Here is a 15,256-nt window from a genome sequence, read left to right on the forward strand (position 1 = left end):
TCGGGCTCAGCTGGTTCGGGATGCAGTGTGTACTAGCCACGAGCCGCCTCCATGATTGCTTCGTCGACGTCCTTGCCCGCCTTCTCCGCCTCGGAGATGGCAAGCAGCACCTTCTTGTATTCGCGCGGCATGAGCTTGACGAAGTGGTTCACCTGCTGCGACCAGTCGCCCAGAATGCGTTCGGCGACAGCGGAACCCGTCTGGTCGCGGTGCTGGGTGATGATGTCGCGCAGCCAGGTGAAGTCGTCACCGGAGAGTTGCTCGACGGCGTCGGCCTGCTCGGGGTTGAGCCTGGCCTCGAAGGTGCCGTTGGGGTTGTAGACGAACGCGACACCGCCGGACATGCCTGCCCCGAAGTTGCGTCCGGTCTCGCCGAGGATGACCACCCGGCCGCCGGTCATGTACTCCAGGCCGTGGTCGCCGACACCCTCGACCACCGCGAGTGCGCCCGAGTTACGCACGGCGAACCGCTCGCCGACCACGCCGCGGATGAACGCCTTGCCGTTGGTGGCGCCGAACAGGATCACGTTGCCCGCGATGATGTTCTCTTCCGCCACGAACTCGGCCGGTGCGTTCAGCGACGGGCGCACCACCAGGTGGCCGCCGGAAAGTCCCTTGCCGACATAGTCGTTCGCGTCACCCTGCACGCGCAGCGTGATGCCTGCGGGCACGAAGGCGCCGAAGCTGTTGCCCGCCGAGCCGGTGAAGGTGATGTCGATGGTGTCGTCGGGCAGGCCCGCGCCGCCGTAGAGCTTGGTCACCTCGTGGCCGAGCATGGTGCCGACGGTGCGGTTCACGTTCGTGATCTTGGTTTCGAACTTCACCGCCTGGCCACGCTCGAGCGCGTCCCGGCTCTGCGAGATCAGCTGCTGATCCAGCGCCTTGTCCAGGCCGTGGTCCTGCGTCTTGGTGCAGCGCCGGTCCTGGTACATGAACGCGGTCTCGACGTTGTCGAGGATCGGCGACAGGTCCAGCTTGCTGGCCTTCCAATGCTGCTTGGCCTTGGCGGTGTCGAGCAGGTCGACCCGGCCGATGGCCTCGTCCAGCGTGCGGAAGCCCAACAGCGCCAGGTGTTCCCGGACCTCTTCAGCGATGAACAGCATGAAGTTCTCGACGAATTCCGGCTTGCCGGTGAAGCGTTCGCGCAGCACCGGGTTCTGCGTCGCGACACCGACGGGGCAGGTGTCGAGGTGGCAGACCCGCATCATGATGCAGCCCGAAACCACCAAAGGCGCAGTGGCGAAACCGTATTCCTCGGCGCCGAGCAGCGCGGCGACCATCACGTCGCGGCCGGTCTTCATCTGACCGTCCACCTGCACGACGATCCGATCGCGAAGTCCGTTGAGCAGCAACGTCTGCTGGGTCTCGGCCAGGCCGAGCTCCCACGGACCGCCCGCGTGCTTGAGCGAGGTGAGCGGCGAGGCACCGGTGCCGCCGTCATGGCCGGAGATCAGCACCACGTCCGCGTGCGCCTTGGACACACCGGCCGCGACGGTGCCGACGCCAGGCTCCGCAACAAGTTTCACGTGAATCCGCGCCTGCGGGTTCGCGTTCTTCAGGTCGTGGATCAGCTGCGCCAGATCCTCGATCGAGTAGATGTCGTGGTGCGGCGGCGGCGAGATCAGGCCGACGCCCGGCGTCGAGTGCCGCACCTCGGCGACCCACGGGTACACCTTGTGCGCCGGAAGTTGGCCGCCCTCACCGGGCTTCGCGCCCTGCGCCATCTTGATCTGGATGTCGGTGCAGTTGGTCAGGTAGTGCGCGGTCACGCCGAAGCGGCCGGAGGCCACCTGCTTGATCGCGCTGCGCCGCCAGTCGCCGTTCTCCTCCGGCTCGAAGCGGGCAGGCGATTCGCCGCCCTCACCCGAGTTCGACCGGCCGCCAAGGCGGTTCATCGCGACGGCGAGAGTTTCATGGGCTTCCGCCGAGATGGAGCCGTAGCTCATCGCGCCGGTGGAGAACCGCTTCACGATCTCCGCGGCGGGCTCGACCTCGTCGATCGAGATCGACGCGCGCTCCTTCTTGAACTTGAACAGGCCGCGCAGCGAGGCGAGCCGCTCGGTCTGGTCGTCGACCAGCTTGGTGTACTCCTTGAAGATGGAGTACTGCCCGGTGCGGGTCGCGTGCTGCAGCTTGAACACGGTGTCCGGGTTGAACAGGTGGTATTCACCCTCGCGCCGCCACTGGTATTCGCCGCCCACCTCGAGCTCGCGGTGCGCGCGCTCGTTGCGGTTCTCCAGGAACGCGATCCGGTGCCGCTCGGCGACGTCGGCGGCGATGTCCTCGAGGCCGATGCCGTCCAGGTGCGAGCGCAGGCCGGTGAAGTATTCGTCGGCCAGCTCCTGGGACAGCCCGATCACCTGGAACAGCTGCGCGCCGGTGTAGGAGGCCAGCGTGGAGATGCCCATCTTGGACATCACCTTCAGCACGCCCTTGCTGGCGGCCTTGTTGTAGTTGTAGACCGCCGTGCGGAAGTCCTCGGCGTGATCGCCGGTGCTGCCTGGCATTTCGAGCGCGCCGCGCTCGAGCATGTCCTCGATGGTCTCGAAGGCCATGTACGGGTTGATCGCGGCCGCGCCGAAGCCGACCAGCATGGCCATGTGGTGCACCTCGCGGGCGTCACCGGCCTCGATGACCAGGCCGACCATGGTGCGGGTGCGCTCGCGCACCAGGTGGTGATGCACCGACGAGGTCAGCAGCAGCGACGGGATCGGCGCCAGCTTCTCGTTGGACTCACGGTCGGACAGCACGATGATCCGCGCGCCACCGTCGATGGCGGCCGAGATCTGGGTGTTGATCGCCTTGAGCGCCTTGCGAAGTCCCTTGCCGCCCTTGGCGACCGGGTACAGGCCGCGCACGATCACCGAACGCAGCTCGGGCTGGGAGCCGTCGTCGTTGATGTGCACAAGCTTGGCCAGCTGATCGTTGTCCAGGATCGGCTGCTCGATGGCGATCTGCTTACAGGACTCAGGGCCGGGATGCATCAGGTCGGCCTCCGGGCCGAGGGCCCGGCGCAGGCTGGTCACCACCTCTTCGCGGATCGCGTCCAGCGGCGGGTTGGTGACCTGCGCGAACAGCTGGGAGAAGTAGTCGAACAGCAGCCGGGGCCGCGACGACAGCACCGCGATCGGGGTGTCGGTGCCCATCGAGCCGAGCGCCTCGCCGCCGGTCTTGGCCATCGGCGAGATCAGCAGGTTCAGTTCTTCGTTGGTGTATCCGAAGATCTGCTGCCGGATCAGCACTCGATCGTGCGACATGTGCACGTGCGGGCGGTCGGGCAGGTCCTCGAGCTTGGTCACACCCGCGTCCAGCCATTCCTGGTACGGGTGCTCGGCCGCAAGATCGGTCTTGAGCTCGTCATCGCCGACGATGCGGCCGAGCGAGGTGTCGACCAGGAACATGCGGCCGGGTTGTAGTCGGACCTTGCGCACGACCTTGGACGGGTCGATGTCGAGCACGCCGACCTCGGAGGCCATCACGACGAGTCCGTCGTCGGTGATCCAGATGCGGCTCGGCCGCAGGCCGTTGCGGTCGAGCACGGCGCCGACCACGGTGCCGTCGGAGAAGCACACCGACGCCGGGCCGTCCCACGGCTCCATCAGCATCGAGTGGTACTCGTAGAAGGCGCGGCGCCGCTGATCCATCGTCTCGTTGCGTTCCCACGCCTCGGGGATCATCATCAGCACCGCGTGCGGCAGGCTGCGGCCGCCGAGGTGCAGCAGTTCGAGCACCTCGTCGAAGCGCGCGGTATCGCTCGCCCCGGGGGTACAGACCGGGAAGATCTTCTCCAGCCGGTTGTTGCCCGCCGAGTCGGTGCCGAAGATGTCCGAACGCAGCAGCGCCTCGCGCGCCCGCATCCAGTTCTCGTTGCCGGTGACGGTGTTGATCTCACCGTTGTGCGCGACCCGGCGGAACGGGTGCGCCAGCGGCCAGGACGGGAAGGTGTTGGTGGAGAAGCGCGAGTGCACGATGCCGAGGGCGGACTCCACCCGGCTGTCCTGCAGGTCCAGGTAGAAGGCGCGCAGCTGCGGCGTGGTGAACATGCCCTTGTAGACGAAGGTCTGGCCGGACAGGCTCGGGAAGTACACCGACTCCTTGCCGACCGTGCCCTCGCCGGGGCCCGCCTTGCCGAGCTCGTGCTCGACCCGCTTGCGGATGACGTACGCGCGACGCTCCAGATCCATTCCGGACAGTTGCTCGGCCGCACCCCTCGGAGAGCCGATGAAAACCTGCCGGAACGTCGGCATCGCGTCGCGGGCGAGCGCACCGAGCGACGACTCGTCGATCGGCACCTCCCGCCAGCCGAGCACGGCGAGGCCCTCTTCCTGCACGATCTTCTCCACGCCGTAGGCGGCACGGGCGGCCTCACGACGGGCCTGCGGCAGGAAGGCGATACCGGAGGCGTAGGAGCCCTCCGGCGGCAACTCGAAGTCCACGATGGCGCGGAAGAACCGATCCGGAAGCTGGATCAGGATGCCCGCGCCGTCACCACTGTTGGGCTCGGCGCCGGCAGCACCACGGTGCTCCAGGTTCAACAGCGCCGTAATAGCCTTGTCGACGATGTCGCGGCTGCGGCGGCCGTGCATGTCGACGACGAACGCGACACCGCAGGAGTCGTGTTCGTTCGCCGGGTCGTAGAGCCCGACGGGTCCAGGTGACCGGTGGCCAGGAAGTTGCATCATGCCTCTGCCTTCAAGAAGGGCGTTCGACGAAAAAGAAATAGGCAATTCCGTCTGAATGCCTCCGTACAAGACTGCGCCCGTACGTTCCGAAACCAGCCGCGCTGATGGTCTCAGTGTTCGATTAGTGGTGCTCTCGGGCTCTGCGTGGTTACGCAAGCTTCCGCCTCCGAGCCTGACGTTCGCACCACTATGTGCAGTCACGTCTCCAGTTGTTCACCCGCTTCAGTGACGTAGTGGGTGCTCGTCGGTAACAGATCCCTAACGAGATCCTTACCTCCGTGCGGGTTCTCGCCAGCTACGCTGAGCACCGGTGAGGAGCTGCCCGAGCGGGCGAGGGTGCCGATCATTCTGTGTTCGGCGTAAGAGCAAACGATAAGTCAGGTCCGGGGCCCAACCAACTTAGGTTGCACTAATAACCGGGTCTAGCTGGGCTTCTTCATTCGGTCCTCCACGTGTGCGCGTCGTCCAGTGTAAAGCAGCAAGTACCCCATGATCGATCCCGCGGCAGTCGAGGCCAGCCGCGCGGCGCCGGCGCGCGAGAGCGGCCCCAAACCTCGCAAAAAGGTCAGGAAACCGCTCTCACCTGCATCGAAGATGATTTCCCTCGCTCACCATCCGGCAAACCCTTCGGCGGCGGCTAACTCGGAAGCGGGCTGGATGAGATATTTCCGACAGGGTTCTGACGAGCCTGCGCCGGGATCCGACCGTCCGGATTCTTTTGCCTCCTGTGGCATTCAGCACACATGCAGCAAACATGGCCGAGTGGTATTCGACACATTTTGATAACCGAAACCTATACGCCGTCAGGCGGTAATGGACGTGACTTATTGCGGACCGGAACGCCTTTCACCGAACATTCGCCGACAGGGCCGATGCAGCACCTGAAGTTCACCCTTAAAAAGAGGTTAAGGGGGTCCTTAGAACTGTTCTGCGAACGGCACGCAGCGTTCAGCGAGGAGCACACAGTGCGGCCGCGGCACGCACCAGCGCGGCTTGATGCAGCACGTCGGTATTACCGGCGCCGAATACGCCGAAGACGCTGACGGCCAATCTTTCCGCACAGTCCGGCGCGGTCAGTTCGGCGCGCCGGGCGGCGAGTTGGTCGACGATCTCGACGTTCACCCGGTCGATCACCGGGCGTACCGACGTCAGATCGGGTGCCGAGCCGGGCGCGGCGGCCGGATCGAAACGCCAGCGGGTGATCAGGCCGCGCTGCACGACCTTGTTGGACTCGATCTGACCGGCGAACACCTGCCGCACCCAGCCTTCTGGCAGGTCGAGGCCCGCACCGAGCGTTGCCATCGAGTCGTACACCACGGCCTCCCTGGCCGGATCGTCGATGGTGGGTTCGGTGCCGGTGCGGGCGGCGCTCACCCACTTCGCGGCGGCCACCGCGTCGCCGGTGTCGAGCCGTTCCAGCACCAGCGCGACCAAGCGGTCCAGCGACTGGTCGCGGTCACCGCCGGGATCCGCCGTTGCGCTAGCGGGCGACACGATCAGTGCCGCCGCGATGATCATCAGCGAAATGCGCCGCATGACCTGACCTCCCCAGATGGTTCGCACGGAAACGGATCATCGAGTCAGAGTAGGCGAACTCGCGCTCGCGCTCCCGGGCGTCCCGGCTCTGGAAAAACCCGACGCGCTTGCCTCGACGCCCTCCCTACCAGCACCACATCGCCGGCTTTGTGAAGCTGGCCACATACGTCCGCTGCCACTCGGTGTGTCGGGGGGCGCCCTGTCACGCTGTGACAACGAAACCATGTCGGTTTCAGCGGGTCCGTTCGAGCGACCTGCAAGCAGTAGCGGTACCCGCGAATCGAATCCACTGGGACCAAGAGGATGTGAGTTCCCATGACCCTCACCGGCTTGTTCACCTGGCTCGGCGGGGGCCAAGACGGCGAAGTCGCCTACCGCCACGAACGCACCGGATACGCCATGACCGGCGCGGCGGTGCTGCTGTTCGCGATCGTGTCCGGCCTGATCACCGCGCTCGCGCTAGCCGCGACCGGCACCTGGGCGTGGTTGACGACAGTCCTGGTTGCGCTGCTCGTGACGGTGCTCGCCGGCGCGATCGCGCGAGCGCTGGCGACCGCGCGCCCCGCGGGCGGACCCGACCGGCTCGGCCTGCTCGCCCGTCTCGCCGTCGCCGTGCTGGCCGGTGGGCTGATCGCCGAACTGGCCGCCATCGTCGTCTTCGGTGGCAGCGTCGACCGGACTCTCGACGAAAGCGCCCGGCGCTCGGTCGCTTCCGCACCTCAGGTCGCCATCGCGCGCACGGAACTAAACAAGGCGCGGGCCGATCGGACCGCACTGGGTCAGTCGATCGCCAAGGCGCAGAACGATGTCGACCGTTCGCTGGTGATCGCCCGCTGCGAACTCAACCCGATTCCGGACTGCCCGCAGCTCCCGATCACCAGGGTGCCCGGGCGCGGACCGGAGGCGCAGACCGCCAACGACATGCTCGACGACGCCCGCAAGCAGCTGGCCACGGCGCAGGGCCGGGCTGAGGCACTGGACAACCGCATCGCCGACGACGAAAAGGCCGTGACCACAGCCGAATCGGCGGCCTTCACCAGCGCCGACCGCGGCCTCGGCGCGCGCTGGCAGGCGATGAACGACTACACCACGCAGCACCCGGGCGCCATGCCGCTGCGCATCCTGACGATCATCGCGTTGATCGCGCTCGCGCTGCTGCCGCTGGTACTGCGGTGGTGGCGTGGGCAGACCTCGTTCGACCGGCGTGCCGCCTTCCTGGATGTGCAGAATCAGGCCGAGCACAAGGCCGACGCCGCCATCGCGGTCCAGCGGGCCGAGGCGCGGGTCGCGGCCGAAGCACTGCTCGCGGAACAACAACTCACCGCCGTGCGCCTCGCCACGGAGGCGGACACCGCCATCGACCGGGAGCGGCAGCGCACCCGGATAGTCGCGGCCATCGGCGGCTTACGGATCGGCATCACCGAACCGCCGCGCCGCCCCGAACTACCAGCCGCAACGGCTGACGATCGAAAGGACAGCTCCGTGTCTGCCGAAGGATTCGTGACACCGAACCTGCCCGCCCCCGCCGCGCGGGCACTCGCACCGAGCGCGCCTGCGCCCAAGACCGGTGGCGGCCTGGAACTTCCGCTGATCGGCACGGTGCCGTTTACCGACACCGCGGCCAGGTTGATCCGCCCGCTGGTCCCCTCGTTCGTGGCCAACGCGATCGACAACGCCACGCACCCGCTGCGCACCGCGCGACAGGCGTTCGAGGAGGTCGAGGAGATCACCTTCACGCTGAAGCGCACCCGCAAGGTCACCATCGATACTCAGGATTCGCACGCGCCGGCGGGTTACCAGCTCGCACCGGGGTCGCCGGAGGCGCTGCACGCCCAGCGCGTCGCCGCCACCGTGGTCGACGCGGACTACGGACCGGACCCGCGCTACTCGGCGCTGCCGGAGGGCTCGGCGGCTCAGCCGTATGGCCTGTCCGGTTCGCGGCAGGACGAGCTCGGCGGCCGAGGGCAGTCCGAACTTCCCGGTCGTGGCCAGCGCGAACTGCCTCGCGGTCGCTGATTGCCACTCCCCCGCCCTGCCGCACCGGTAGCACCGATAGTCGAGGCACTCGGACGATCTTGGGCCGCTGGTCCGGCTCTTCGCGGGTGGTCCGGCCTAGGCTTTCCTCCCATGGCCCACAGTGACGTTTCGACAGCCGCGTTCGGTTCGCGGCTGCTCGGACCGGTGGACGAGTCATCCGGGATGCGGCGGATCCGGGTGCAGCTGCTGCTGACCGTGCCGTTGGTGGCGGCGAACCTGGCCGGGATGGCCGTCACTTTCGCGTTGATCGGCTTCGTGTTGCCGGGGCCGACGGTGTTCACCCGGGAACTGTTGCTGCTCGATGTCATCGCGACGCCGGGATACGCGGCGCTGGCGTTGCTGGTCGGGATGTGGTGGGGCACCGTGCGCGGACTACGCACCTTGCGCTGGGCGATCGATCCGGACCAGGTGCCCACCGAGGCGGAACAGATCGCCGCCGCCAGGGTGCCGCGAAATCTGGTGCTGCAGCAGGCACTGCTGTGGTCGGGTGCCGCCGCCGTACTGACGCCGCTCTATGCCCTGGTCGAGCCCGCACTCATTCCGAAGATCCTGATCGGCATCGCCTTCAGCGCGATCGTGGTGTGCGCCAACGGCTACCTGATCGCCGAGTTCGCGCTGCGGGTGGTGACCGCGCGGGTCTTGGACGCGGCGCCGTCGCGGCGGCGGCGTGGCATGGGCGTCTTCTCCCGTTCGATGGTGGCTTGGATGTTGGGTGCCGGCGTGCCGGTGGCCCTTTCGATGATCGTGGCCGGGTGGGCGCTGGTCGACTCGTCGGTCAGCACGGCCCGGCTCGCGGTCTGCGTGTTGTCCCTCGGCGGCGCGGCGCTGGTATTCGGTCTGTTGTTGATGATGCAGAGCGTGTCGGCGATCATCGCGCCGATCCGCGGTGTGCGGCGCGCACTGCGCCAGGTCGAGGACGGCGACCTGCAGGTGGCGATCACCGTGTACGACGGCACCGAGCTCGGCGAGCTGCAAAGCGGTTTCAACCACATGGTGGAAGGGTTGCGCGAGCGCGAACAGATCAGAGATCTGTTCGGCAGGCACGTCGGGCGCGATGTCGCCGACGCCGCGCTGGCGGGCAATCCCTCGCTCGGCGGCGTGGAGACCGAGGCGGCGGCGCTGTTCGTCGACATCGTCGGATCGACGACGATGGCCGCGACGGTGCCCGCCGCCGAGATGGTCGCCATCCTCAACCGCTTCTTCGACATCGTGGTCGACGAGGTGGAGGAGCACGGCGGCCTGCTCAACAAGTTCGAGGGCGACGCGGCGCTGGCCGTATTCGGCACGCCCGCGGTCCTTTCCGACGCGCCAGGGGCGGCACTGGCCTGCGCGCGTGCGATTCGACGGCGGCTCGACGACACCGCCAACGACTTCATCGCCGCGATCGGCGTCGCCGCGGGCCGCGTGGTCGCGGGCAATGTCGGCGCCAGGCAGCGCTACGAGTTCACCGTCATCGGCGACGCGGTCAACGAGGCCGCCCGCCTCTGCGAACTCGCCAAACAGGACAACCTCCTGCTCGCCTCAGCCAACACCGTCGCCGCCGCCGACCCCACCGAGGCCAAACACTGGCAACTCGCCGAATCCGTAACCCTCCGCGGCCGCCTCACCCCCACCCAACTAGCCCGCCCCCAACACTGACCGGTATCACCTGGTAGCAGGTCCGGGGGGTGTTGACGTGAGCCAAATGGTCGCTGGTGAAGATCGTTAAGCGACCACTTGACTCACCGCGAGGGGTTGGGGGTGCGGAGTCGGAACGCTACTACTGCCGCGATCAGCAGGATCGAGGCTGTGCCTATCGCGGCGAAGTGGATGCCTGAGACGAACGACTCGTGCACCGAGGTGAGGAAGGTGCCAGAGACGGACTCTGGTAGTTGTCGCGCGAAAACGGTGGCCGCGCCGAGGGATTCCGAGGCGACGCCCACTTTGTCGGTTGGCACGTTGGTCAGGTCGAGGCCGTTGCGGAAGATCGCCATGACCACGCTGCCGAGGATGGCGACGCCAAGGGCGATGCCGGTTTCGTAGGCGGTCTCCGAGACGGCCGCGGCCGCGCCCGCCCGCTCGACCGGAGCCGAGCTGACCACCAGGTCCGACGAAACCGTCAGGGCGACACCGACACCGGCGCCGATGAACAGGAAGCCGAGGATGAACGGCGTTGTGCTGCCCGCCAGGGTTCGGGCCGAGCCAGAGGAACAGCGCGGAACCGAACGCGGCAACGGTCAGCGAGCCACCGAGCACCGCGCCGGGCCGAGCCCGCTGCACCAGCCACGCCGCGGCGAGCGACGCGACCACGCTGGCCGCCAAGCCGGGCAGCAGTAGCACACCTGCTTCCATCGGCGAGTGGCCGAGCACCAGTTGCAGGTACTGCGAGCCGAAGAACAGCACACCGGCCAGCGCGAACACCGCGAGCAGGTTGGTGATCACCGCGGTGCGGAACCTGGGCAGCGCGAACAACTTCAGGTCCAGCATCGGGTTGTCCAGGGTGCGCTGCCTGCGCACGAACACCACACCCGCGATGACGCCGACCGCACCGATCACGGCCAACCGCGGGCTGAGCCCGTGTGCCGCCGACTCCTTGATCGCGTACACGATCGGCACCAGCGCCAGCATCGACAAGCCCGCACTCGGCAGATCGAATCGGCCGGGGTTCGGGTCCCGTGATTCCGGAACGAGGAACGGGCCCAAGGCGATCAGCACCAGCATGACCGGCAGGTTCACCAGGAACACCGAGCCCCACCAGTAGTGCTCGAGCAGCCAGCCGCCGAGCAGCGGTCCGGCCGCCGCGCCGCCGCCCGCCATCGCGCTCCACACCGCGATGGCGACGGTGCGCTGGCGCGGATCGAGGAACATCGAACGGATCAGGCCGAGGGTCGCGGGCATGAGGGTGGCACCGGCGACACCCTGCAGCACCCGCGCGCCGATCAGCATCTCCGGGGAGACGGCCCAGGCCGCGATCACCGACGCGACACCGAAACCGGCCGCGCCGATCAGCAGCAGCTTGCGGCGGCCGATCCGGTCGCCGAGGTTGCCCATCATCACCAGCAGGCCGGCCAGCACGAACGAGTACACGTCGATGATCCACAGCAGCTGTGGTGTGGTCGGCGCCAGATCGGCGCTGATCGCGGGCACGGCCAAGTCGAGCACCGTGGCGTCCACCGCGAGCAGCAGCAGGGCGAGGGCGAGCACGGCAAGGGCCGCCCAGTCGCGCGCGGTGGCGCGGGGTGGGGCGTCGGCGGTCGGCCCGGTCAGCCGGGGGTTCTTCGCGGTCTGGGTGGTCATTGTCTTTCTCGACTTCCGTCGTATTTCTTACCGTCCGGACGGTACAGTACCAGACCTTACCGTCCAGCCGGTATAGTTCGCCAGGTGACGGCTAACACCCGCGACCGGATCCTGGACGCACTCGAATCCCTGCTGCTGGAAAAAGGCATGTCGCACGTGACCCTGGAGAGCGTCGCGACCAAGGCCGGCGTCTCCAAGGGCGGGCTGCTCTATCACTTCAAGAGCAAGGACGCGCTGCTCGCCGGGCTGGTCCGGCGGCTCACCGAACGCGCGGGCCAGCAGCTGACGGACTACACCGACCGCGGCCAATCGGTCGCCAGCTGGTACCTGCAGACCCCGAACCCGGACAACGCCGCCGACGCGGTGGAACTCGAGATCTACCGCTCCATGCTGGCGACCATGCGCACCATCGACGCCGCGGCCGACGCGGAGGCCGACGAGGTGCAGCAGGCACTGATGGAGATGATGAACTCCTGGTCGGACGGCCTGGACCTGGAGATCGACGACCCGGTCCAGGCCGACATCGTCCGGCTGGTCGGCGATGGCGTATACCTGCGTGCCCTGCTCGGCCTGCCGCAGATCGAACCGGCCCGGTACCGGAAGGTCGTGGAACGGCTGCTGGACAAGAGCGTCGAACCAGCGACGAACTCGACCGCGTAGGGCCTGTCAAGACATTCGGCACGAGGTTCAGGTCCATGCGTGAACGACGAACGACCTGCGAGGGCCGCAATTCTGGGACAGCCCGTTAGACTCGGCCCGTGCTACCAGCCGCCGACCCGGCCGGTGCCGTCGGGGCGGGAGACGATCCGGTACCAGGTTCCCCTGGAACGACGGTGCCGATCCGTCCGATGACCTTCCGCGAACTGCTGGACGTGCCGTTCGCGCTGATCCAGGCGAATCTGCCCGCGCTGGCCTGGTTGACCGCGCTGTCCATGGTCGCCGCCGAGCTCGTGGTGGTCGCGACCACCGCTGGCATCGCGCGGCTGACCGGTGATGCCGACAATGCCATCGCGTGGGCGGCGATCCTGTCGACGATGGCCTGCGCGTGGCTGCTGCGGTTCATGCTGCGCGGCGCGACCGTCGCGATCGGGCTGGCCGATGTGTCCGGTGCGCCGATCGGCTGGCGCACAGCGCTGCGAAGGGTCGCTGCGGCGTCCGGGCCGTTGCTGGTGTTCCAGGTGCTCTATACCCTCGTCGCGGTCGGCGTGCTCGCGCTGTCCAGCCTGCTGATCATCACCTTTCCGTTCGGGGTGGCCTGGCTGGGGTGGTTGCGCGCCAAGCGTTTCGTGGCGGTCCCGGTCATGTTCGTCGAAGGGGTACCGCATCGCGCGGCCGTCGCTCGCGCGAAAATCCTGGTCGCCGGTGCGGAGTGGCAGACGGTCGGCCTGTGGTTCGCGCAGCGTTGCCTGCTCGCGCTGTTGTCCGTGCCGCTGCTGGGGATTCCGTGGTATTTATCGGACTTCTCCGGCACCCATCGCTGGCCGGTGATCGTGCTGCTCACCAGCGGTGTGCTGCTGATCATCGCGTTCGGCGAGGTCGTCGAGGCGGCCACCAGGGTGGTGTCCTACCTCGACCGCCGTTGCCGCCGTGAGGGTTTGGACATTCACATACCGGGCCAGGTGCGATGAGCGAGCACGACGAAGTGTCGCAGGACATCGAGCCGCCGGGCCCACCGCGGCTCGGCGCCGCGGCCGAGCACCGCGCGGCCGCCGAAAACGCCGCACAGCAGCGCGATTTCGACCGCGCGCTGCGCGAACGCTTCCGCGCCGTGCTGCGTGGACTCGAACAGCGTGGCGTGCTCGAGGTGCGCAGGTCCCGCACCGCACGGGAGACCGCCGACGATGTGACGACCGCGCTGCCGCTCGACGTCGTCGCCGAATTCGACCCGGCCGCACACAGTTTCGACGAGGTTGTCTACGGCGGGCGACGCGCGACCGAGGACGAGTACCGCAGGCTCGAATACGCCGACCGCTTCTCCGCGGCGGCGCCGCCGCCCGTGCTGGAACCCACGGAGATCACCGCCACCGACAAGGCGCCGCGCACCCGCCGGACGCTGCCGCCACTGCCGGAGCTGTTGCGCAACCCCAAATTCTGGGCGGCACTCGCCGGTGTGGCCGCACTACTGCTGCTGCTCTACGCCGCGCTGCAGTCGTGCGGCGCGCCGAACGCGCCGCAGCAACCTCCGGACATTCCGCGCACCAGGCCGCCACACGACTCCGGCGGATCCGGCTTCGGCACCGGCGACGACGCGATCTGGGATCGGCTGCCCGCGCCGGTCTTCTTCGGCGGGCTGCAATTCCTGATCGCCGCCGCCCTGGTGGTGTGGTGGCGGGCGCGCCGCCGTGGCGCGCTGGTGCGCGAGCCGCGGCCGGTCGAGGTCGCGGCGAACGAACTGCTCGCCGGGCAGGCCGCGCTGTATCGGCGGTCGAAGGACCACGAGCACGTCGCGACCAAGCTGCGCGCGGCGACCCTGCGCCGCATCCGCCCGACGCTCGGAATGACCGCGGACACCCCGCCGGACCGGCTCGTCGCCGCTTTGGCCGCCCGCATCGGCGAAGATCCGCATCAGCTCTGGCTCGCCCTGTTCGGCGAGGTGCCCGACGCGGACACCCTGGAACTCGTTGCCACCCAACTCGAGTGGATCGAAGCGGAAGTCGGATGAACCGCCGACACCATGCCGCAGCACTCATCCCATCGACGGGGCGCGGGAACCCCCGCATGACACTGGAGGTCGGATGACCATCCCCACTACGGACACCAACCACACCCCCACCGCCGAGGAGGCTGGGGCGGCGTTCGCGGCGTTGCGCGCCGAGATCGGCAAGGCGGTGGTCGGCAACGACAACGCGATCATGTTCCTGGTGCTCGCGCTGCTGTGCCGTGGACACGTGCTGCTCGAAGGTGTACCTGGCGTGGCGAAGACGCTGCTGGTGCGGGCCTTGGCGACGGCACTGGAGCTGGACCACGCCAGGGTGCAGTTCACCCCGGACCTGATGCCGGGCGATGTCACCGGCTCGCAGATCTACGATCCGCACTCGGCCGAGTTCACCTTCCGGCACGGCCCGGTCTTCACCAACCTGCTGCTTGCCGACGAAATCAACCGCACGCCACCGAAAACCCAATCGGCGCTGCTGGAATCCATGGAGGAGCGCCAGGTTTCGGTCGACGGCCAGCCGCGCCCGCTGCCCGACCCGTTCGTCGTGATCGCCACCCAGAACCCGATCGAGCAGGAGGGCACCTATCCGCTGCCCGAGGCGCAGCTGGACCGGTTCCTGTTCAAGGTCGACATCCAATTGCCCGGCCGCGACGACGAATTCCGCATTCTGCAGCGCCATGCCGCCGGTTTCGATCCACGCGATCTGGCCGCCGCCGGACTGCGCCCGGTGGCCGGACCCGCGCATATCCTCGCCGGCCGGGCGGCGATCGCCAAGGTGACGATCAGCCCAGAGGTGCTGGCCTACGTGGTCGACGTGTGCCGGGCCACCCGCATGTCCCCCGCCGTGCAGCACGGCGCGTCCACCCGTGGCGCCACCGCGCTGATGGCGGCCTCGCGCGCGTTCGCGTGGCTGAACGGGCGCGGATTCGTGACTCCCGACGACGTCAAATCCCTTGCCGTCGCGGTGCTTCGGCATCGGCTGCAGCTGCGGCCGGAGGCGGAGCTGGACGGCGTGACCACCGAGAGTGTCATGTCGTCGCTGCTGCTTTCGGTCCCGGTTCCGGTGTAG

Annotated in this window: 8 protein-coding genes and 1 pseudogene; 6 read left to right on the forward strand and 3 right to left on the reverse strand. The window is 68.0% G+C overall.

Annotated features, from left to right (window positions below; all coding sequences use genetic code 11):
* Positions 1 to 32: 32 nt before the first annotated feature.
* The gene (gene gltB / locus ACIA8C_RS41570; RefSeq protein ID WP_397144761.1) at positions 33 to 4,682 is read right to left on the reverse strand and encodes a glutamate synthase large subunit; all 4,650 of its coding nucleotides are present in this window, start codon (positions 4,680 to 4,682) and stop codon (positions 33 to 35) included.
* 948 nt (positions 4,683 to 5,630) lie between these two features.
* Complete coding sequence (locus ACIA8C_RS41575) at positions 5,631 to 6,218, reverse strand: chorismate mutase (protein ID WP_397144763.1); 588 nt, start codon at positions 6,216 to 6,218, stop codon at positions 5,631 to 5,633.
* Positions 6,219 to 6,533: 315 nt separating this feature from the next.
* On the opposite strand from ACIA8C_RS41575, the gene ACIA8C_RS41580 reads away from it, so the two are divergent.
* Positions 6,534 to 8,234, forward strand: coding sequence for a DUF4407 domain-containing protein (locus ACIA8C_RS41580; protein ID WP_397144765.1), 1,701 nt, complete (start codon positions 6,534 to 6,536; stop codon positions 8,232 to 8,234).
* A gap of 111 nt (positions 8,235 to 8,345) precedes the next feature.
* The gene (locus ACIA8C_RS41585) at positions 8,346 to 9,893 is read left to right on the forward strand and encodes an adenylate/guanylate cyclase domain-containing protein (RefSeq protein WP_397144767.1); all 1,548 of its coding nucleotides are present in this window, start codon (positions 8,346 to 8,348) and stop codon (positions 9,891 to 9,893) included.
* An 83-nt stretch (positions 9,894 to 9,976) separates the two neighbouring features.
* On the opposite strand, the pseudogene ACIA8C_RS41590 reads toward ACIA8C_RS41585, so the two are convergent.
* Positions 9,977 to 11,531 (reverse strand): annotated as a pseudogene (locus ACIA8C_RS41590) (MFS transporter).
* Positions 11,532 to 11,615: 84 nt separating this feature from the next.
* On the opposite strand from ACIA8C_RS41590, the gene ACIA8C_RS41595 reads away from it, so the two are divergent.
* The 4 genes from ACIA8C_RS41595 to ACIA8C_RS41610 all read left to right on the forward strand — a co-directional run bounded on the left by ACIA8C_RS41595 (position 11,616) and on the right by ACIA8C_RS41610 (position 15,256).
* Positions 11,616 to 12,191, forward strand: a complete 576-nt coding sequence (locus ACIA8C_RS41595) for a TetR/AcrR family transcriptional regulator (RefSeq protein ID WP_397144769.1) — start codon at positions 11,616 to 11,618, stop codon at positions 12,189 to 12,191.
* A gap of 98 nt (positions 12,192 to 12,289) precedes the next feature.
* A complete protein-coding gene (locus ACIA8C_RS41600) occupies positions 12,290 to 13,159 on the forward strand; it encodes a hypothetical protein (RefSeq protein ID WP_397144771.1) in 870 nt (289 codons plus the stop codon).
* Entirely contained in the window at positions 13,156 to 14,193 is a 1,038-nt protein-coding gene (locus tag ACIA8C_RS41605; RefSeq protein ID WP_397144773.1) for a DUF4129 domain-containing protein, read from the forward strand. The genes ACIA8C_RS41600 and ACIA8C_RS41605 overlap by 4 nt, the downstream gene beginning before the upstream one ends.
* 73 nt (positions 14,194 to 14,266) lie before the next feature.
* Entirely contained in the window at positions 14,267 to 15,256 is a 990-nt protein-coding gene (locus ACIA8C_RS41610) for an AAA family ATPase (RefSeq protein ID WP_397144775.1), read from the forward strand.

Origin of the sequence: Nocardia sp. NPDC051321, from assembly GCF_044455225.1 — a bacterium.
In the GTDB taxonomy this organism is placed as follows: Bacteria; Actinomycetota; Actinomycetes; order Mycobacteriales; family Mycobacteriaceae; genus Nocardia.

What these genes read in the sequence shown, in the direction of transcription:
- ACIA8C_RS41610 (WP_397144775.1), top strand. Translation starts at nt 14,267, where the DNA reads ATGACCATCCCCACTACGGACACCAACCACACCCCCACCGCCGAGGAG.
- ACIA8C_RS41605 (WP_397144773.1), top strand. Translation starts at nt 13,156, where the DNA reads ATGAGCGAGCACGACGAAGTGTCGCAGGACATCGAGCCGCCGGGCCCA.
- ACIA8C_RS41575 (WP_397144763.1), bottom strand. Translation starts at nt 6,218, where the DNA reads ATGCGGCGCATTTCGCTGATGATCATCGCGGCGGCACTGATCGTGTCG.
- ACIA8C_RS41580 (WP_397144765.1), top strand. Translation starts at nt 6,534, where the DNA reads ATGACCCTCACCGGCTTGTTCACCTGGCTCGGCGGGGGCCAAGACGGC.
- gltB (WP_397144761.1), bottom strand. Translation starts at nt 4,682, where the DNA reads ATGATGCAACTTCCTGGCCACCGGTCACCTGGACCCGTCGGGCTCTAC.
- ACIA8C_RS41585 (WP_397144767.1), top strand. Translation starts at nt 8,346, where the DNA reads ATGGCCCACAGTGACGTTTCGACAGCCGCGTTCGGTTCGCGGCTGCTC.